Below are 19,313 nucleotides of genomic sequence, written 5' to 3' on the forward strand. Positions count from 1 at the left end.
CCTGCTTGAGGTTGGTGCCGCCGCGCTTGAGCCGATCTTTGAGTTCGGCACGTGCTCGACGTGCGGCAGCAGCCTTCTCCAACGCTGCCGCGCGCTGTTCGTCGGTCAACTGGGGAAGGGCCACGGGGTTCCTCCGTCTCGTCACCATCATTGTTTTGTCTTGACTGGTCAACACACCAGCCAGCAGCGACGACCGTACCCACGCATCCTGACGAAAGCTAACCCCACCCCCGGGTTTGACCATCAAAAGCCCAGGATGCTCGCTGCTGCCGGCGCAGGCCGACGACACGGGTGGGAACACTGTGATTTACGGGATTTGCGTAGAACCGCCTGCTCACAGGGTGTTTTCCGGCGAAATTTGCGGATTCAGGGGGCAGTAGGACAGCCGGCTGGGCGACTCGGCGTGTCTGTGAACGTTCAAAAAAAGAAAATTTTGCCTGGTCACCGTGTTTCGGGCGTGTCGTGACGGGTTTTCGTCGATCCGCCCGCTGCACCGGGCATCGACAACGACATTGCGTAGTAGGCCCCTTCGGGCATAGCTTCACCGGGTGTCTCGCGTGTGCCGGAATAAGCCGACGCCCAATTTCACCGGACGAATCGAGGGCACCGGCGTCTCCCCCACCATTGCGGGCGCGCAGTCTTGACGCGGTGGACCAAGGACATGCTCGAGCCCGCGCCGATCTTACCGGCCTGGCGCTGGTCGCACTCGTCGGTGTTCGGCGGCGTCATGATAGTCATCGCGCTGATGAAGCGCCGTGACCAGACTGAACATCGACTGTCTTAATCACGTTGGGCGCATACGATTTTCACAGGGTTACCCGTTTCACAGCTCACGATTACGCGCACCACAGTGCCGACCCACCTCGTCTCCCTAACGTCGTGTCAGTGAGGCGAACAACCGCCCACATACGATGATTGGAGCAGATTGGTGACCTTCAAAAGGGCGATATATGCATCGACGCTCGCGGCGGGTATCGGACTCGCGGGCTTGGTCGGCGTCGGAGTCGGGAGCGCGTCGGCAGACCCGTGGGGAGCGCCTTGTAACGCGCCTGGCGCGTCGCGATGCGACGATCACCACGACAATTGGAACCGCGATCGCGGCGGTCCGGGGGCTCCAGTGGACTGGCAGCACCGGGGCATCGACCAGGGTCGGGGTGACCACCAGCCGTTCAATTGGAACGGCCAGCAGGTGACGCCGATGCCCGCCGGTAACGGACCGGGATGGGGTTTCTGGTTCGGCGGCAACTGGATTCCGCTGTGACCGATACCTAACGCTTGATCTCCACCAGCAGCACCCACGCATTTCCCGTGGCAGATGCGAAACCCATTGCGACTGCGGCCGTCACCCAGTAGAGCCCGCCGCCCGCCTGGCACCACAGCGAGATCGCGCCGACGATCAGCAGTAGGCCGGGAATGAAAAGGAGCAGCATCGACACGAGAGAGCGATTCCGGTGCGGACCGGTCTGTTGGTGTCGCGTCCCCGCAGCGACACCAACAGCGGTCAATAGGCCGACCAGGCCGATCTCGGCGGCCAGCGCGCCATTGCGCTGTCCGGGTGTCGCGAGGAAGACCGCTAGAAGCAAAATCGCCACCGTAAGCCCGAGTGTCGCCGCGGCGCGCGCCGCCACACCCGGAAATGCCAGCACCTCAGTCAGATTGAGCGACAACCCAACGAACATCAGACCGGCAAGGGCTGCCGCTCCGCCGGCCACGGTGTTGGCGAACTCGGCCCACTCCGCGACGCCATAGGGTGTCATGCCAGGTACGCCACCGCGTCACGGATCTTCTCGGCCGCCGCCCGCAGCGACGCGACGTCGGGACCGGCGCGCAGGATCTCCCGCGACACCGCAGGCAGCAGCTGGCCGGGCCGCGCGCCACCGAAGTCGCGCAGGTCCTCCGGGCGCCCGCCTTGGGCGCCGACACCGGGCACCAGGACCGGGCCGCCGAGCCGACTCACGTCGGGCGGCGACGAAAGCGTCGCCCCGACAACGACACCCACCGAGCCCGGCTCACCTGACGCGGCGTTGAGCGCTGCCGCCGCGTCGACGATCGACTGCGCCACCGACCGTCCTTCGGTATGGGCCCGCTGCACGCTCGCACCCTCGGGGTTGGAAGTCGCAGCCAGCACGAAGACACCCCTGCCGTTCGACGCGGCAAGGTCGAATAACGGTTCGAGCGAACCGAATCCAAGATAGGGCGACGCGGTGACCGCGTCGGCGGCAAGCGGAGAGTGTCCGACCCACGCCTGCGCATACGCGGCCATCGTCGAACCGATGTCGCCGCGTTTGGCATCGGCGAGCACGAGCACACCCTCAGCGCGCAGCGCGGCGATCGTGCTCTCCAACACCGCGAAGCCGGCTGAACCGTGCGATTCGAAGAAGGCCACCTGCGGTTTGACGATCGCGAAACCAGAGAATGCTGCAACGCATGCGTCGCTGAACCTGTTGAGGCCATCGCTGTCGACGGTCAGGCCCCATGAGCGAAGGAGTTCGGGATGCGGATCGATTCCCGGGCAGAGCGGCCCCCTGACCGCTACGGCGTCGGCCAGTCGGTCGCCGAACCCGCCCACCGCTAGCGCTCCAGCGCGCTGTGCAGCTCTTGCAGCGACATCACACCGATGTCGCCGCGGATGGCCGCCTCGATGCCCTGCACGGCCGCCGAAGCGCCCTGCACCGTGGTGACGCACGGGATGTTCATCGCCACGGCGGCCGACCGGATCTCGTAACCGTCGATGCGCGGGCCGGAGTTGCCGTAGGGCGTATTGATCACCATGTCGACGTCACCGGCCTTTATGGCGTCGACCGCCGAAATGGCCGGCCTGCCCTCAGCGGGTCCTTCGAAGTGCTTGCGGACCTCGTCGCACGGAATCCCGTTGCGGCGCAGCATCTCCGCGGTTCCGCCGGTGGCCAGCACACGGAAACCGAGGTCGGCGAGCCGCTTGACCGGGAAGACCAGCGACCGCTTGTCCCGATTGGCGACCGACACGAAGACAGTGCCTTCGGTCGGCAGCGACCCGTAGGCAGCGGTCTGGCTCTTGGCGAAGGCGCTGCCGAAGTCGCGGTCGATACCCATCACCTCGCCGGTCGACTTCATCTCCGGGCCGAGAAGCGAGTCGATGTTGGAGCCATCGGCCTTGCGGAAGCGGTGGAACGGCAACACCGCCTCCTTGACCGCCACCGGGGCATTGCGCGGCGTGCTGGCCCCGTCTCCGGTGGCGACCAGCACACCCTCCTCACGGAGCTGAGCGATGGTGGTACCAAGCATGATTCGCGCGCACGCCTTGGCCAGCGGCACCGCGGTGGCTTTCGACACGAACGGCACGGTGCGGCTGGCCCTCGGGTTGGCCTCCAAGACGTAGAGCACATCGTCCTTGAGCGCGTACTGCACATTGAGCAGGCCGACGACGCCGATGCCGTGTGCGATGGCCTCGGTGGCTTTGCGCACCGACTCGATATCGCTGCGGCCCAACGTGACCGGCGGCAGCGCGCACGCGGAGTCGCCGGAGTGGATACCGGCCTCCTCGATGTGCTCCATGATGCCGCCGATGTACACCTCGGTGCCGTCGCACAACGCGTCGACGTCGATCTCGATGGCGTCCTCGAGGAACCGGTCGACCAGTACGGGGTGCTCCGGTGAGAGTTCGGTGGCACGGGTGATGTAGCCCTGCAGGGTGTCATCGTCGTACACGATCTCCATGCCTCGCCCACCCAGCACGTACGACGGCCGGACCAGGACGGGATAACCGATGTCGGCGGCGATACGGCGGGCCTGCTCGAAACTGGTCGCGGTACCGAACCGGGGCGCGGGCAGCCCCGCGATGTTGAGTACCTCCCCGAAGGCGCCACGGTCCTCGGCGAGGTCGATGGCCTTCGGGCTGGTGCCGACGATCGGCACGCCGGCCTTCTCCAGGCGCTCGGCCAGGCCGAGCGGCGTCTGCCCGCCGAGCTGCACGATGACGCCGGTGACGCCCGGGCCGCCTGCACCGGAAGCCGATTCGGCGTAGAACACCTCGAGGACGTCCTCGAAGGTCAGCGGCTCGAAGTACAACCGGTCGGCGGTGTCGTAGTCCGTCGACACGGTCTCGGGGTTGCAGTTGACCATCACCGTCTCGAATCCGGCGTCGGACAGTGTGGTCGCGGCGTGCACGCAGCTGTAGTCAAATTCGATGCCCTGCCCGATCCGGTTCGGACCCGAGCCGAGGATGAGCACCTTGGGTTTCTCGGTCTGCGGGGCGACCTCGGTTTCCGCGGCGGGGTCGAGCTCGTAGCTGCTGTAGTGGTACGGCGTCTTGGCCTCGAACTCGGCCGCGCAGGTGTCGACCGTCTTGTAGACGGGATGGATGCCCAGGCGCTGCCGTAGTGCACGCACGCCGACCTCGCCCGCGAGTTCGGGCCGCAGCGCCGCGATCTGGCGGTCCGACAGGCCGCTGTGCTTGCTGCGCCTCAGCAGTTCCTCATCGAGCACGGGCGCGTCGAGCAGTTCGGTGCGCAGCGCCACCAGGCCGTTGATCTGTGCGACGAACCACGGATCGACGCCGGAGGCTGCGGCCACCTCGTCAACGCCCGCGCCGAGCCGCAGGGCCAGCTCCATGTCGTAGAGCCGGCCGTCGGTCGGGGTGCGCAGCCGGTCCAGCAGCTCCTGCGCGCTCACGTCGGGGTCGGGGCCGGTCCAGAATCCGGCGCGACCGGTTTCCAGCGACCGCATGACCTTGCCGAGCGCTTCGATGAAGTTGCGGCCCAACGACATCGCCTCGCCCACGGACTTCATCGTGGTGGTCAGCGTGGGGTCAGCGCCGGGGAACTTTTCGAACGCGAACCGCGGCGCCTTGACGACGACGTAGTCCAGCGTCGGTTCGAAACAGGCCGGGGTTTCCTTGGTGATGTCGTTGAGAATTTCGTCGAGGGTGTAGCCGATCGCCAGCTTGGCGGCGATCTTCGCGATCGGGAACCCGGTTGCTTTGGACGCCAGCGCCGATGACCGCGACACCCGCGGGTTCATTTCGATGACGACTAGCCTGCCGTCGGTGGGGTTGATCGCGAACTGGATGTTGCAGCCGCCCGTGTCGACGCCGACCTCGCGCAGGATCGCGATACCGAGATCGCGCATCACCTGGTATTCGCGATCGGTCAGCGTCATGGCTGGTGCGACGGTCACCGAGTCGCCGGTGTGCACGCCCATCGGGTCGAAGTTCTCGATCGAGCAGACCACCACCACGTTGTCGTGATGGTCGCGCATGAGCTCGAGCTCGAACTCCTTCCACCCGTAGATGGATTCCTCGATCAGCACGTTGGCGCTCGGCGACGCGGCGAGGCCGTCGCCCGCCATCCGGTCGACGTCTTCGGCGGAGTACGCCATGCCCGAGCCGAGGCCGCCCATCGTGAACGACGGGCGGACCACCACGGGCAGCCCGAGTTCCTGGACGGTCTCGCGGACCTCGTCCATGGTGAAACAGACTTGGGAGCGGGCGGATTCGCCTCCGACCTTGGCCACGATGTCCTTGAACCTCTGCCGGTCCTCACCACGCTGGATCGCCTCGAAGTCGGCGCCGATCATCTCGACCCGGTACCGGTCGAGCACGCCGTTGTCGGAGAGAGCCACAGCGGTGTTGAGCGCGGTCTGGCCGCCGAGCGTTGCCAGCAGGGCATCGATTTTGTTGCCTCGCTCGGCCTGCTGCGCGATGACCCGTTCGACGAACGCCGGGGTGATCGGCTCGATGTAGGTGTTGTCCGCATATTCGGGATCGGTCATGATCGTCGCCGGGTTCGAATTGATGAGGGTTACCTGGAGCCCCTCGGCGCGCAGCACCCGGCACGCCTGTGTGCCCGAGTAGTCGAACTCCGCCGCCTGCCCGATGAGGATCGGCCCGGAGCCGATCACCAGCACGTGGTTGAGGTCAGTGCGTTTCGGCATCTACCGTCCCTCCGACATCAGGTCGACGAACTGGTCGAAGAGGTAGTTGGCATCGTGCGGGCCCGCCGCCGCCTCTGGGTGGTATTGCACCGAGAACGCCCGCCCGTCAACAAGTCTGATGCCTTCAACCACTCCGTCGTTCGCGCAGGTGTGGCTGATCTCCGCGGTCCCGAACGGAGTGTCGAAACGCTCACCCGCCTCGCCTTCCAGCGCGAAGCCGTGGTTCTGCGCGGTGACGGCGACCCGTTTGGTGATGTGGTCGATGACGGGCACGTTGATGCCGCGGTGCCCGAACACCATCTTGTATGTGGAGCGGCCGAGCGCTCGGCCGAGGATCTGGTTGCCGAAACAGATGCCGAACAACGGGATGCCTGCGCTGAGCACCTCGCGGGTGACGCCGACGATGTGGTCGGCGGTCGCGGGGTCTCCGGGGCCGTTGGACAGGAAGACGCCGTCGGGCTTGAGGTCGGCGATCTCATCGAAGGTGACCGACGACGGCAGCACGTGGCTGCGGACGCCCCGCCTGGCGAAGTTGCGCGGCGTATTGGTCTTGATGCCGAGGTCGACCGCGGCGACAGTGAACCGTTGCGTTCCTTCGGTTTCCACGACATAGCCGTCGCCGGTACTGACCTGGCCGGCCAGGTCGGCGCCCAGCATCGACTGCTGGCTGCGCACCCGGTCCAGAAGCTCGTCCATGGAAGCGGCGCCCGATCCCGATGTCGCCGCCAATGCGGCTCCGGAGAACACTCCCGCCTTCATCGAACCCAGACTGCGCAGGTGCCGTACCACTGCGCGGGTGTCGATGCCCGAGATCCCGACGACGCCCTGCCTGACGAGTTCGTCCTCCAGCGTTCCCGTCGCCCGCCAGTTGGACGCCATCGGCGACGGGTCGCGCACGGCATAGCCTGCAACCCAGATCTTGTCGCCGCGACTCTCGGCGTCCTCGTGGTTCCACCCGGTGTTGCCGATCTGCGGCGCAGTGGCGATCACGATCTGCCGGTGGTAGCTGGGGTCGGTCAGCGTCTCCTGATACCCCGACATGCCGGTGGAGAACACCGCCTCCCCGAGCGTCTGCCCGATTGCCCCGAACGGTGTGCCGGTGAAAATCCTGCCGTCGTCGAGGACCAGCTGTGCCTTACCACTCATGCCGCCGTTTCCTCCCCGAGCCATTGCGTGTAATCCGCGCGGTTCTCGCCGCGAAAGCCGGTATCGATCTCGGTGCCCGACGGCAGCCGCCACCGGATGGCCAGGATGCCCTGGTGCGTGAGGGCCTTTCCGGCGATGCCGCGCTCGGTGCGTATTGCGGTGATCGACTCGTCGGGGATCCATATCGGATGGCCACCGCTGCGCTGCAGCATGATCCCCTCGGGATATCGGGTGAGGACGGCTTTGGTGCGATAGCCAAGGTCACCGACGGCAATGCGATCCTGCCAGCTCGGCGCCAGTGTGCTGCCGACATACAGGCCCTTCATGGCGGGCACGATGACGGGCCCGACGGTGTCGGGTATCGGCGGCAGCGTCCCGATCAGTTCCGCCTGCCGCTCGGCCCGGTGCCGCCATCCACGCACGATCGCCTGGACCACAAGCCCGATCACCACCACGAGCACCGCGGCGACGATCAGGGACCCAACGAGCGTGCCGGTGTTCATGTCGGAGATTTTCCATCCCGCGCGGTGACCTTGCCACGAAGGAGGGTCAACGTCACAGCGCCGGGCAGCGTCATCGACTCGTACGGGGTGTTGTCGGAGCGGCTGGCCAGCTCGGCGCCGGCCACGGTCCATGTCGCATCGGGATCGACGACGGTCAGGTTGGCGGGCTCGCCGATTTCGAGCGGCCTGCCGTGATCGGGCAGCCCGACGATGCGGGCCGGGTTCTCGCTCATCACCCTTGCGACGTCACGCCAGGTGAAGAGCCCGGGCCGGACCATGGTCTCGACGACCACGGACAGCGCAGTCTGCAGGCCGAGCATGCCGGGGCGGGCGTTGGCGAACTCGCACATCTTCTCGTGCTCGGCGTGCGGAGCGTGGTCGGTGGCCACACAGTCGATGACGCCGTCCACGAGGGCCTGACGCAACGCCTCGGCATCGCTGGACTCCCGCAACGGCGGGTTGACCCGGTTGCGGCCGTCGTAGGTCGCCAACCGGTCGTCGTCGAGCAGCAGATGGTGCGGCGTCACCTCGGCGGTGATCGCGATGTCCTGTTCCTTCGCCCATCTAATGATCTCTACCGTGCCTGCGGTCGAGGCGTGGCAGATGTGCACCCGCGCACCCGCATCGCGGGCCAGCAGCGCGTCGCGCGCCACGATGGACTCTTCGGCGGCGCGGGGCCAACCGGACAGGCCGAGGCGGGCGGCGTTCGGGCCCTCGTGCGCGACGGCGCCGACCGTCAACCGCGGTTCCTCGGCGTGCTGGGCGATCAGCACACCCAACCCGGTCGCGTACTCGAGGGCGCGGCGCATGACCAGCGGGTCGTGCACGCAGATGCCGTCGTCGGAGAACATCCGAACCTGCGCCGCGCCTGCGGCCATCATGCCCATCTCGGTCAACTGCGCTCCGGCCAGACCCATGGTGACCGCGCCGACGGGATGCACATCGACCAGCCCGACCTGCTGGCCGCGGTGCCACACGTGGTCGGTGACTACCGGGCTGTCTGCGACGGGGTTGGTGTTGGCCATCGCGAATACGGCGGTGTAACCACCCAAAGCCGCTGCAGCTGAGCCGGTTTCGATGTCCTCGGCGTACTCACGGCCGGGCTCGCGCAAGTGCGTGTGCAGGTCGACGAAGCCGGGCAGCAGAACCTGACCCGTGGCATCGACGACGTCGGCGTCGTCCGGAATCGTCAGCTCGGCTCCGATGTCGGCGATCTGGCCGTCATCGATTAACACGTCGACACGGTCACCCTCGCCGTAGAGAAGCACGCCCCTGATCAGAAATGCGCTCATGCCTCGGCTCCCACTCGCTCCTGGCCGGCGCCAACAAGCAGGTGAAACAGCACCGCCATCCTGATGTGCACACCGTTGGAAACCTGTTGCAGCACAGCCGATTGCGTGGAATCAGCGACAGAGGACGAGATCTCCATGCCGCGCAGCATCGGTCCCGGGTGAAGGACGACAGCGTTGCCGGGCAGCAGGGCCTGCCTCTTCTCCGACAGTCCGTATCGCACGGAGTACTCCCTTGCCGAGGGGAAGAAGCCGCCGGTCATTCGCTCGGCCTGCACCCGCAGCATCAACACGGCATCGGCGACGGGCAGTTCGGCGTCGAGGTCGTGGGAGACGGTGACGGGCCAGCCCGACACTCCGACCGGCAGCAGCGTGGGTGGCGCCACCAGCACCACCTCAGCGCCCAGTGTGTGGAGCAGCAGCACGTTCGAGCGGGCTACCCGGCTGTGCAGGACGTCGCCGACGATGACCACCCTCTTGCCCTCGATGCCGCCGAGGCGCTGGCGGATGGTCAGCGCGTCGAGCAGGGCTTGGGTGGGATGTTCGTGGGTGCCGTCCCCCGCGTTGATCACCGACGGCCCGCCGTCCTCGGTGGCTGTCCACTCCGCGAGTTGTTGGGCGGCCCCGGATGCGGAGTGACGGATGATCAGCGCGTCCGCCCCGGCGGCGCGCAGCGTGAGCGCGGTGTCCCGCAGCGACTCCCCCTTGGCGACAGACGATCCCGAGGAGCTGACGTTGATGACGTCGCCGCTCATCCACTTGCCCGCCACCTCGAAGGACACCCGGGTGCGGGTGGAGTTCTCGTAGAACATCGTGATGATCGTGCGCCCGCGCAGTGTCGGCAGCTTTTTCACTTCGCGGCCCAGCAGCGACTCGGCGAATCGGTCGGCGTCGTCCAGAATTGCGGTCGCCTCGTCGCGCGTCAGGTCCGCCGCCGAGAGCAGGTGTCGTGGACTCATCGGGGCGGACCTCCATGCGATGCGATTGTCACGCGGTCGTGGCCGTCATGCTCGGTCAGCCGCACCTTGATGTTGTCGCTGCGCGAGGTCGGCACATTTTTGCCGACATAGTCCGCCCGAAGCGGGAATTCGCGGTGGCCGCGGTCGACGAACACGGCGAGCTGCACTGCCCGCGGTCGCCCCACATCGCGAAGCGCGTCGAGTGCTGCTCGCACGGTGCGGCCCGAGTAGAGGACGTCGTCGACGAGCACGACCACGGTGCCGTCGATGCCGCGCTCGGGGATCGAGGTCTCCTCGAGGGGCCGGGGCGGCTTGGAGTTGAGGTCGTCGCGGTAGAGCGTGATGTCGAGGGCGCCGTGCGGAACGTCGACGCCGGCGAACTCCCGAATCTTGTCGGCGAGCCGGGCCGCCAGCGCCACGCCGCGAGTGGGAATGCCGAGCAACACGACGCTCGGCGCGTCGGGACCGCCAAGAGCGGTCTTCTCGATGATTTCGTGAGCGATGCGGGAAACGGTCCGACCGACGTCTGCCGCGGACATCAATTCCCGGTCGGTGTCTGTAGAGTCGGTGGCGCCCAAGGGCCCTGACCTCCTTCTCCGCCTCTCTGGACGGATCGTTAAAGGACGTCGAACTGCGTGGAGCTTAGCACCCGTTTCGGAAGCGGCCGTCAGCGACACCGGAGGCGCTCGGTAACCTGGCGCCGATGAATCTTGACGGCAACCGAGCGTCCATAACTGAGGCTATCGATGCCGGCCTGCTGTCCGGCGCGGTCACGCTGGTGTGGCAGGCCGGCGAGGTACTGCAGGTCAACGAGCTCGGTTATCGCGACGTCGAGGCCCGCCTGCCGATGCAACGCGACACCATGTTCCGGATCGCGTCGATGACCAAGCCGATAACCGTCGCCGCGGCGATGACGCTGGTCGATGAGGGCAGGCTCGCGCTCACCGATCCGGTCACGAAATGGCTGCCGGAGTTGTCTGGACTGCGGGTGGTTCGCGACATTCATGGCTCGCTGGACGACACGGAGCCCGCGGAGCGACCGATCACCGTTGACGACCTGATGACGCACCGCAGCGGCTTCGCGTACGCATTCTCAGTGCCTGGCCGGCTGGCCCGGGCGTACGGCAAGCTCTCCCACCGTCAGGACCAGGACGGATGGCTGGTGGATCTCGCCAAGCTGCCGCTGGCACATCAGCCCGGTGCGCGACTGACCTACGGCGTCTCGACCGACGTGCTCGGCATCGCGCTGTCACGGATCGAGGACAAGCCGCTGTCGCAAGTCCTGTCCGAGCGCATCTTCGGTCCGGTCGGCATGCCCGACACCGGCTTCAGCGTCGGCCCGACCGGGCGGCAACGCGCCGCGACCATGTACCAGCTCGACGAAAACGGCACGCTGCACCACAACTCGATGAGCCCTGCACGCATCTCCGATCCGCCGTTGTGCAGCGGCGGTGCGGGGCTGTGGTCGACGGCCGACGACTACCTGCGTTTCGTTCGGATGCTCCTCGCGGGCGGAGCGCTCGACGGAGTACAAGTGCTGTCCGAGGAATCCTGCCGAATGATGCGCACCGACCAGCTGACTGATCAGCAGCGCCAGTATCCGTTTCTGGGGATGCCGTACTGGATCGGTCGCGGGTTCGGCCTTAATCTGTCGGTGGTCACCGACCCGGCGAAGTCCCGGCAGCTGTTCGGTCCTGGCGGCAAAGGGTCGTTCACGTGGCCGGGCGCCTACGGGACCTGGTGGCTCGCCGATCCGTCGGCGGACCTCGTTCTGCTGTACCTCATTCAGAACAATCCGGACATGTCGGCCGATGCGGGGGAAGCGGTCGCGGGCAACACGTCGCTGGCCAAACTGCAAGGCGTGCAACCGAAATTCGTCCGGCGGACATACCAGGCGCTGCAGATCTAGTCCTGACAGACCAGTGGGCCTCCCCCTCGTGAGGCCCACTGGTTGAGGAATCCCACCACCCGAGCTTTGCCTGAGAAAGCGCTGAAGACGTGCGTAACGCAGTACTCCACCTCTGCTGAAACAGCACGCAGCGGTGCATAACCTGCGACGACGTCGGCTGCCCCTAATGTGGTTGCCGTGGCACAACCGACCGTGTTGATCAGCGGCGCAGGCATTGCCGGACCCTTTCTGGCCCACTGGCTCGCGAAGAACGGCTACCGCGTGATCGTGGTCGAGATCGCCAAGGGCATTCGGCCCGGTGGCCAGACCGTCGACCTGCGCGGCGCGGGCGGCGAGGTGGTCGAACGCATGGGCCTGCCAAGCTGGAGATCCTGCGCGGCGACCTCGTCGACGTCCTTTACCAAGCCACAAAAGAAGCCGTCGAATACCGCTTCAACACTCGGATTTCAGAACTTCATCAGGATGACGACGGCGTCGAAGTGACACTCGCCGACAACACGAGGTTGCACGCCGATCTCGTCGTCGGCGCCGACGGCCCGCACTCCGCGGTACGCGGCATGGCGTTCGGGCCCGGAGAGCAGTTCGTCACGCCGCTCGGCGGGTACAACGCATGGTTCAGCGCACCCGACCACGTCGGTCTGGACGGCTGGTACCTCATGTACATGGCGCCCGGCGGCCTCAACGCGTCCAAGCGGCCCACTCACGACCCCGCAAAGGCCAAGGCGGGATTGGCTTTTGCCTCAGAACCGATTAACTACGACAGACACGACATCGACCAGCAGCGCCAACTTCTCGTTGACCGATTCGCCGGTGCGGGGTGGCAGTGCGACGCGCTGTTGACCGCCGCGCAGGAGGCCGATGACTTTTACTTCGACTCCTTTCTCCAAGTGCGTATGCCCGCATGGACCTCGGGGCGCGTTGTGCTCGTCGGCGATGCCGGCTACTGCGCGTCTCCGCTCAGCGGTATGGGCACCAGCCTCGCCCTCGTCGGCGCCTACCTGCTCGCGGGTGAACTCGGACCCGCGAATTCCTTTAAGGCACAACGAATCCAAGACGCACTGCAGCGCTGGCCGTTCCGCCCGATCGCTACCAGGCTGTGGTTCACGGCCGCGGACTCGATCGCGCTGCCGGACTATCCGGCGCGGTGGAAGCCGAACTCGTCAGGAACTCTCTGATCCGCCGCGAATCGCGTCGGAGGCGGCGCGAATCTGCGGCGTCACCAACATCACCTGGCCCAGCACGCCGTTGACGAACCCCGGCGAATCATCGGTGGACAGATGCTTCGCCAGTTCGACGGCCTCGTCGACGGCGACCGGTTCCGGGACGTCCTCGGCATGCAACAGTTCCCACACCGCGACCCGCAGGATCGCCCTGTCCACGGCGGGTAGGCGTTCCAACGTCCAGCCCTGTAGATGCGTCGAGATGAGATCGTCGATATGCGCGGCGTGCTGTGTCACGCCCCGGGCCACCGTCACCGTGTAGGGGTTCAACGCCGACACGTCGGATTGGCTCTGCGCCAACGCCTCTCGCGACTGTGCGGCTTCTGCGGGCGTGATGCCGCGCGCCTCCGCCTCGAACAACAGGTCGACGGCTCGCTTGCGCGCCTGATGCCGTCCCCTGTCCGGCTTCCGCACGGTCAATTCACTCGGCCGAGATAGCTGCCGTCGCGCGAATCGACCTTGAGCTTGTCACCGGTGTTGATGAACAGCGGCACCTGGATCTCGGCGCCTGTCTCCACCGTCGCCGGCTTGGTGCCTGCGCTGGACCGGTCGCCCTGCAGGCCCGGCTCGGTGTGTTTGACCACGAGCTCCACAGTGACCGGCAGCTCGATGTACAGCGCCGTGCCGTTGTGGAAGGCCACCTGCACGGGAAGGCTCTCCAGCAGAAATCGTGCGTCGTCTCCGACCAGCGATTCCGGCAGGTGGTGCTGCTCGTAGTCCTGGCTGTCCATGAATACGAAGTCCGACCCGTCCTTGTACAGATAGGTGGTGTCGCGGCGGTCCACGGTTGCGGTCTCGACCTTCACCCCGGCGTTGTAGGTCTTGTCGACGACCTTGCCCGACAACACGTTCTTCAGCTTGGTGCGGACGAACGCGGGGCCCTTGCCCGGCTTGACGTGCTGGAACTCGATGATGGACCACAGTTGTCCATCGATGTTCAGGACGAGCCCGTTCTTGAAGTCGGCGGTCGATGCCACGGCGGTACTACTCCTAGTCTCTCAACGTCTCTCAACTGAGAATGGCCAGTTCCTTGGGGAACCGGGTAAGCAGTTCTGATGTCTGATGTCGCCGGCCATCCGGCTCCACCGGCACCTCGCACACGACCAGCGTGTCCTCGATGCGGACACCGCCGCGACCGGGCAAGTAGACACCGGGCTCTACGGTCACCGCGGAGCCAGAAAGCAGTGTACCGGCGGCCGACGCGCTAATTCCCGGCGCTTCGTGGATCTCCAGACCGACACCGTGCCCGAGGCCGTGCGTGAAGTTGTCGGCGTATCCCGCGTCGGCGATCACCCTCCGCGACGCGGTGTCCACGTCGCGCAGCGCCACACCGGGTTCGACCGCTTCGCGTCCGGCTCGCTGCGAGGCGGCGACCAGTTCGTAGAGGTCAAGCTGCCACTGGGCGGCGGGGGCCAGCACGAAGGTGCGCGTCATGTCCGAGTGGTATCCGCACACCAGCGCACCGAAGTCGATTTTGACGAAATCACCCGCCGCAAGCACTGCGTCGGTCGGCCGGTGGTGCGGAATCGCGGAGTTGGCGCCGGTCGCCACGATGGTCTCGAAGGACACCCCGTCCGCGCCGTGATCGAGCATCAGAGACTCCAGCTCGCGGCCCACCTCACGCTCGGTCCGCCCCGGCCGCAGCCCACCGCCTTCGACCAGATCGGCCAGCGCGGCGTCGGCCGCCTCGCAGGCCAACCGCAGCAGCGCGACCTCGCCCGCGTCCTTCACCTCCCGCAACGCCTCGACCGTGCCCGCAGCGCGGACCAACTCGGTGTCACACGCCTCTTTCACCAGCGAGTCGAACCCGTCGACGGTGACGACGTGGCTCTCGAAGCCGAGCCGTCGCGCACCATCTGCCGCGGCCCGGCCGGTCAGAACCTTCCCGCAGGCCCGCTCGATCACGATTTCGGCGTCCGGGGCCTGCTGCGCGGCCTGGGTGCGATACCGCCCGTCGGTGGCCAGCACCGGAGTGTCGTCGTCCGCACGAATGAGTAGGGCCGCGTTCGAACCGGTGAAACCGGAAAGATAACGCACGTTGACCAGGCGTGTTACCAACATCGCGTCCAGCCCGTCCGACTTCAGCCGTTGCCGCAGCCGGTCTCGACGCTGGGATATAGTCACAGGTCTTGACGCTACTCGCTAAGGTGATGCCCCATGAGTAAGTGGTTGCTGCGCGGACTGGTGTTCGCTGCCCTGATGGTTTTCATCCGACTGGTACAGGGCGCTGCGATTAACGCGTGGGAAACCAAGGCGGGATTGATCAGTGTCGTCCTAGTCGTTCTCTACGCGATCGTGTCATTCGCCTGGGGATACCTCGACGGCCGCTCGGACGCGCGTGCCAACCCCGACCCCGACCGGCGCGCCGACCTGGCGATGACGTGGCTGGTGACTGGCTTGTTCGCCGGGCTCGTCAGCGGCGTGGTCGCGTGGCTGATCTCGCTGTTCTACAAAGGCCTCTATGTCGGCGGCCTCGTCAACGAACTCACCACCTTCGCGGCGTTCACCGCGCTGCTCACCTTCCTCACGGCGATCGCCGGGGTCGCGATCGGGCACTGGCTCGTCGACCGGCACGCCGACGACACTCCGCGTCAGCACCACGGCCTGTCCGCGGGCGAAGACCGCGCGGACACCGATGTGTTCGCCGCTGTGCGGCACCCCGATGACCCTGCTGACGAGACGCCGACCGAGCGCCGCCAGGAACACACCTAGCCCGAGAGGCGCTAATCCAGCGCGGCGAGGTATCGCAGTGCGAGCAGGTAACCCTGCACACCGAGTCCGACGATGACGCCGGTGGCGATTGCACTGAGATATGAGTGATGCCGAAACTCTTCCCGGGCATGCACATTGGAGATGTGCACTTCGATCAATGGGGCGCGGAGCTCGGCACAGGCATCCCGCAACGCAATCGAGGTATGCGTCAGCGCGCCTGCGTTGAGTATCACCGGCTCGCAGGAGTCGGCGGAACGATGGATCCAGTCCAGCAGCTCGGCCTCGCTGTCCGACTGCCGCACAACTACTTTCAGGTCGAGGTCGGTGGCTTCACGTTCAATCATCGCAACCAGGTCGTCGTGCGTCGTGCTGCCGTAGACCTGCGTCTCGCGCCGGCCGAGGCGGCCCAGGTTCGGCCCGTTGATGACGTTGACAGTCGTCACGGCTGCGCCACCCCCGCGTAGGCCGCCGCAAGAAGCCCGGGGTCGGGACCTTCCAGCCGTCCCGGTTTGGCCAGCCCGTCGAGCACGACGAAGCGCAGCACCCCGGATCGGGTCTTCTTGTCACCGGCCATGGATTCGATCAGCTGCGGCAGGGCGTCGGCGTCATAGCTGACCGGCAGGCCGAGGGAGTCGAGGATGGCTCGGTGCCGGTCGGCGGTCCCGTCGTCGAGACGGCCGGCCAGTCGGCCCAACTCCGCGGCGAAGACGAGTCCCACCGATACGGCGGCACCGTGGCGCCACTGGTAGCGCTCGCGGCGTTCGATGGCGTGCGCGAGGGTGTGACCGTAGTTGAGGATTTCGCGCAGCTGCGATTCCTTCTCGTCGGCAGCGACGACCTCGGCTTTGACCACGACAGCGCGGCGAATCAGTTCCGGCAGCACCTCGCCCGTAGGGTCCAGCGACGCCTCGGGATCGGCTTCGATCAGGTCGAGAATCACCGGGTCGGCGATGAAGCCGGCCTTCACGATCTCCGCCATGCCGGCGACAATCTCATTGCGCGGCAACGTTTCCAGAGTTGCGAGGTCGACGAGCACCGCAGCGGGCTGGTGGAATGCGCCGACGAGATTCTTACCCGCCTCGGTGTTGATGCCGGTCTTCCCGCCGACGGCGGCGTCCACCATGCCGAGCAACGTCGTCGGGACGTGCACGATGTCGATGCCACGTAGCCAGGTGGCGGCGGCGAATCCGGCGACATCGGTCGCCGCTCCCCCGCCGAGGCTGACGACGGCGTCTTTGCGGCCGACACCGATGCGGCCCAGCACTTCCCAGATGAAGCCGACGACCGGCAGTTCCTTACCGGCCTCGGCATCCGGAATCTCGATGCGATGGGCGTCGACGCCCTTGCCCGCCAAGTGGTCACGGATCGCTTCGGCCGTCTGCGCGAGCACCGGCTGGTGCAGGATCGCGACCTTGTGCCTGTCCTCGAGTAGGCCGCCGAGTTCGCCCATCAGGCCGGTTCCGATGATCACCGGGTAGGGCGGGTCGGTCTTCACTTCGACTGTGACGGGATCACTCATGGCGAGCCTCGGCGCGACGCGCCAACTCCGCCGGGCTGGCCGGGGTGCTGGTCTCAGAAGGTCCCGGCGCCAACGACACCGGCGTGCGTCGCCACGACGGACGTCGGCGGCGTCGCGGTTTGGGTTTGGGTTTGGGTTCGGTCGTGGTGTCGTCTGCGCCCGGGTTCTCAAGACGCGAAACGATGTGGCGCACCACAGCACCGGGATTCCGACGGTTCGTGTTGACGCGGATCGTCGCCGTCCGCCGGTACAGCGGCACACGTTCTGACATCAACGCCCGAAACCTCTCCGCGCGATCTCCACCGGCCAGCAGCGGACGCACGGTGTTTCCCCCGGTGCGGCGCACGCCCTCGGAGGCGCTGATCTCGAGATAGATCACCGTGTGCCCGGAAAGGGCCTCGCGCACACCAGGACTGGTGATCGCACCGCCACCGAGCGACAGCACACCGTCGTGTGATCCCAGCGCGTCGCGAACGACCTCCTCCTCGATTCGGCGGAACTCCTGCTCGCCGTCGGCTGCGAAGATGTCGGCAATGGTGCGGCCGGTGGTCTGCTCGATCGCCGTGTCGGTGTCCAGCAGGACAACGCCGAGCGCCTTGGCCAGCCGTCGCCCGATCGTGGACTTTCCCGACCCGGGCAGCCCGATCAACACCGCCTTGGGTGTCATCAGCCCGACGCCTGCGCGCGTTGAGCCGGCTCTCGGGCAGCCACCGAACGCAGATACGTCTCGAGGTTGGCCGTGGTCTCGCCGAGCGAGTCGCCGCCGAACTTCTCCAGCGCGGCCCGGGCCAGCACCAGCGCCACCATGGTCTCGACCACGACACCGGCTGCCGGCACCGCACACACGTCGGAACGCTGATGGATGGCGACCGCCTCGTCGCCAGTCGCCATGTCGACGGTGGCCAGCGCTCGCGGCACCGTGGAGATCGGCTTCATCGCCGCCCGCACACGCAGCGGCTGGCCATTGGTCATGCCGCCTTCCAGGCCGCCCGCCCGGTTCGTCGAGCGCATCACGCCGCCGGGTCCCGGATACATCTCATCGTGCGCGACGCTGCCTCGTCGGCGCGCGGTTTCGAAGCCGTCACCGATCTCAACGCCCTTGATGGCTTGGATGCCCATCACCGCACCCGCGAGCTGGCTGTCGAGACGGTTGTCACCGCTGGTGAACGAGCCGAGACCGATCGGCAGGCCGTTGGCGACCACCTCGACGACGCCGCCGAGCGTGTCTCCATCCGCCTTTGCGGCCTCGATCTCGGTGATCATCCTGGCCTCGGCGTCCTTGTCGAAGGCGCGTACAGGGCTGGCGTCGATGGCGGCCAGATCGGAGGCCAGCGGCGGCGGGCCGTCATAGGGCGCCGAAGCACCGATGGAGATGACGTGCGACAGCACCTCGATGCCCAGCGCCTGCTTCAAGAACGCGCGAGCGATTGTTCCGGCCGCCACCCGGGCCGCCGTCTCGCGGGCACTGGCGCGTTCCAGCACCGGCCGGGCGTCGTCAAAGCCGTACTTGAGCATCCCTGCGTAATCGGCGTGGCCGGGCCGTGGGCGGGTGAGCGGTTCGTTGCGGGCGACGTTCGCAAGTTCAGCGGGGTCGACCGGGTCGGGCGCCATCACGGTTTCCCACTTCGGCCATTCCGTATTACCGATCTCGATAGCGACCGGGCCGCCGAGCGTTACGCCGTGCCGAACTCCGGCAAGCATCGTGACCTGGTCCTGCTCGAACTTCATCCGCGCGCCACGGCCGTACCCCAGCCTGCGGCGGGCCAGCTGTCCCGCGATCTCGTCGGACGTGACCTCGACACCGGCGACCATGCCCTCGACGACGGCCACTAAAGCGCGGCCGTGGGATTCACCAGCTGTGGTCCATCGCAACACGCGTCCCATCTTCCCACGGCGTGCTTTTCCTGCGGAAATCCGCAAGCTATCCACAGTCACGAGTTCATCCACAGGTCCGCTTTGCCCCGGTGGTTCCGGTCGGTGATGCTGAGTAGTTTCGAAAGTATGTTCGAAAGTTCGATCCCCGAGATCGCCGACCTCTCTGCGTTGAGTGACGCGCAGGTAGTCGACGCGGTCGGGGGACTGACCCGCGCGGAGAACGCGATCTGCGCCCGCAAGCTGGCCGTGATGGCCGAGCTGTTCGGTCGGC

At 66.6% G+C, this 19,313-nt stretch carries 17 protein-coding genes and 3 pseudogenes; 4 read left to right on the forward strand and 16 right to left on the reverse strand.

Annotation, left to right across the window (positions count from 1 at the left end):
* Window positions 1-124, reverse strand: a pseudogene (gene mihF / locus QOJ24_RS07775) (integration host factor MihF); the annotation flags it as partial.
* Window positions 125-928: 804 nt separating this feature from the next.
* Here mihF and QOJ24_RS07780 point away from each other — a divergent pair.
* Window positions 929-1,261, forward strand: a complete 333-nt coding sequence (locus tag QOJ24_RS07780) for a hypothetical protein (RefSeq protein ID WP_526260413.1) — start codon at window positions 929-931, stop codon at window positions 1,259-1,261.
* Between the two features lie 7 nt (window positions 1,262-1,268).
* On the opposite strand, the gene QOJ24_RS07785 is transcribed toward QOJ24_RS07780, so the two are convergent.
* Genes QOJ24_RS07785 through pyrR form a run of 8 tightly spaced genes read right to left on the reverse strand, consistent with a single transcriptional unit; the run spans window position 1,269 to window position 10,385 of the window.
* The gene (locus QOJ24_RS07785) at window positions 1,269-1,757 is read right to left on the reverse strand and encodes a hypothetical protein (RefSeq protein ID WP_526260414.1); all 489 of its coding nucleotides are present in this window, start codon (window positions 1,755-1,757) and stop codon (window positions 1,269-1,271) included.
* Window positions 1,754-2,569, reverse strand: a complete 816-nt coding sequence (gene pyrF / locus QOJ24_RS07790) for an orotidine-5'-phosphate decarboxylase (RefSeq protein WP_526260415.1) — start codon at window positions 2,567-2,569, stop codon at window positions 1,754-1,756. The genes QOJ24_RS07785 and pyrF overlap by 4 nt, the downstream gene beginning before the upstream one ends.
* A 2-nt stretch (window positions 2,570-2,571) precedes the next feature.
* Window positions 2,572-5,910, reverse strand: a complete 3,339-nt coding sequence (gene carB, locus QOJ24_RS07795) for a carbamoyl-phosphate synthase large subunit (protein ID WP_526260416.1) — start codon at window positions 5,908-5,910, stop codon at window positions 2,572-2,574.
* A complete protein-coding gene (gene carA / locus QOJ24_RS07800) occupies window positions 5,911-7,056 on the reverse strand; it encodes a glutamine-hydrolyzing carbamoyl-phosphate synthase small subunit (RefSeq protein ID WP_526260417.1) in 1,146 nt (381 codons plus the stop codon). It lies immediately after the preceding gene.
* A complete protein-coding gene (locus QOJ24_RS07805; RefSeq protein ID WP_526260418.1) occupies window positions 7,053-7,559 on the reverse strand; it encodes a PH-like domain-containing protein in 507 nt (168 codons plus the stop codon). Before QOJ24_RS07805 ends, carA begins: the two co-directional genes overlap by 4 nt.
* Window positions 7,556-8,851, reverse strand: a complete 1,296-nt coding sequence (locus QOJ24_RS07810; protein ID WP_526260419.1) for a dihydroorotase — start codon at window positions 8,849-8,851, stop codon at window positions 7,556-7,558. Before QOJ24_RS07810 ends, QOJ24_RS07805 begins: the two co-directional genes overlap by 4 nt.
* Window positions 8,848-9,807: an aspartate carbamoyltransferase catalytic subunit gene (locus QOJ24_RS07815; RefSeq protein WP_526260420.1), complete on the reverse strand. Its 960-nt coding sequence runs from the start codon at window positions 9,805-9,807 to the stop codon at window positions 8,848-8,850. The genes QOJ24_RS07810 and QOJ24_RS07815 overlap by 4 nt, the downstream gene beginning before the upstream one ends.
* Window positions 9,804-10,385 carry a bifunctional pyr operon transcriptional regulator/uracil phosphoribosyltransferase PyrR gene (gene pyrR / locus QOJ24_RS07820; protein ID WP_526260421.1) on the reverse strand — a complete coding sequence of 194 codons (582 nt, stop codon included), beginning with the start codon at window positions 10,383-10,385 and terminating at the stop codon, window positions 9,804-9,806. The genes QOJ24_RS07815 and pyrR overlap by 4 nt, the downstream gene beginning before the upstream one ends.
* Window positions 10,386-10,510: 125 nt before the next feature.
* On the opposite strand from pyrR, the gene QOJ24_RS07825 reads away from it, so the two are divergent.
* Together QOJ24_RS07825 and QOJ24_RS07830 are read left to right on the forward strand one after the other, a co-directional pair.
* Window positions 10,511-11,716, forward strand: coding sequence for a serine hydrolase domain-containing protein (locus QOJ24_RS07825; protein WP_526260422.1), 1,206 nt, complete (start codon window positions 10,511-10,513; stop codon window positions 11,714-11,716).
* Window positions 11,717-11,893: 177 nt separating this feature from the next.
* A pseudogene (locus QOJ24_RS07830) lies at window positions 11,894-12,891 on the forward strand (FAD-dependent oxidoreductase).
* Here QOJ24_RS07830 and nusB read toward each other — a convergent pair.
* Genes nusB through QOJ24_RS07845 form a run of 3 tightly spaced genes read right to left on the reverse strand, consistent with a single transcriptional unit; the run spans window position 12,877 to window position 15,060 of the window.
* Complete coding sequence (gene nusB, locus QOJ24_RS07835; protein ID WP_526260423.1) at window positions 12,877-13,356, reverse strand: transcription antitermination factor NusB; 480 nt, start codon at window positions 13,354-13,356, stop codon at window positions 12,877-12,879. The pseudogene QOJ24_RS07830 and the gene nusB overlap by 15 nt on opposite strands.
* Window positions 13,353-13,913, reverse strand: coding sequence for an elongation factor P (gene efp, locus QOJ24_RS07840; RefSeq protein ID WP_526260424.1), 561 nt, complete (start codon window positions 13,911-13,913; stop codon window positions 13,353-13,355). Before efp ends, nusB begins: the two co-directional genes overlap by 4 nt.
* A 31-nt stretch (window positions 13,914-13,944) precedes the next feature.
* The gene (locus QOJ24_RS07845) at window positions 13,945-15,060 is read right to left on the reverse strand and encodes a M24 family metallopeptidase (protein WP_526260425.1); all 1,116 of its coding nucleotides are present in this window, start codon (window positions 15,058-15,060) and stop codon (window positions 13,945-13,947) included.
* 33 nt (window positions 15,061-15,093) lie between these two features.
* On the opposite strand from QOJ24_RS07845, the gene QOJ24_RS07850 reads away from it, so the two are divergent.
* Window positions 15,094-15,648, forward strand: a complete 555-nt coding sequence (locus QOJ24_RS07850; RefSeq protein ID WP_526260426.1) for a B-4DMT family transporter — start codon at window positions 15,094-15,096, stop codon at window positions 15,646-15,648.
* A gap of 11 nt (window positions 15,649-15,659) precedes the next feature.
* Here QOJ24_RS07850 and aroQ read toward each other — a convergent pair whose 3' ends face one another.
* The 4 genes and pseudogenes from aroQ to aroC all read right to left on the reverse strand — a co-directional run bounded on the left by aroQ (window position 15,660) and on the right by aroC (window position 19,042).
* The gene (aroQ, locus tag QOJ24_RS07855) at window positions 15,660-16,091 is read right to left on the reverse strand and encodes a type II 3-dehydroquinate dehydratase (RefSeq protein WP_526260427.1); all 432 of its coding nucleotides are present in this window, start codon (window positions 16,089-16,091) and stop codon (window positions 15,660-15,662) included.
* Entirely contained in the window at window positions 16,088-17,167 is a 1,080-nt protein-coding gene (gene aroB / locus QOJ24_RS07860; RefSeq protein ID WP_526260428.1) for a 3-dehydroquinate synthase, read from the reverse strand. The genes aroQ and aroB overlap by 4 nt, the downstream gene beginning before the upstream one ends.
* A gap of 139 nt (window positions 17,168-17,306) precedes the next feature.
* Window positions 17,307-17,834 (reverse strand): annotated as a pseudogene (locus QOJ24_RS07865) (shikimate kinase); the annotation flags it as partial.
* On the reverse strand, window positions 17,834-19,042 hold the full coding sequence (gene aroC, locus QOJ24_RS07870) for a chorismate synthase (RefSeq protein ID WP_526260429.1): 1,209 nt from the start codon (window positions 19,040-19,042) through the stop codon (window positions 17,834-17,836). The pseudogene QOJ24_RS07865 and the gene aroC, both read right to left, overlap by 1 nt.
* Window positions 19,043-19,313 lie beyond the last annotated feature (271 nt).

The organism is Mycobacterium sp. (genome assembly GCF_032159775.1).
In the GTDB taxonomy this organism is placed as follows: domain Bacteria; phylum Actinomycetota; class Actinomycetes; order Mycobacteriales; family Mycobacteriaceae; genus Mycobacterium.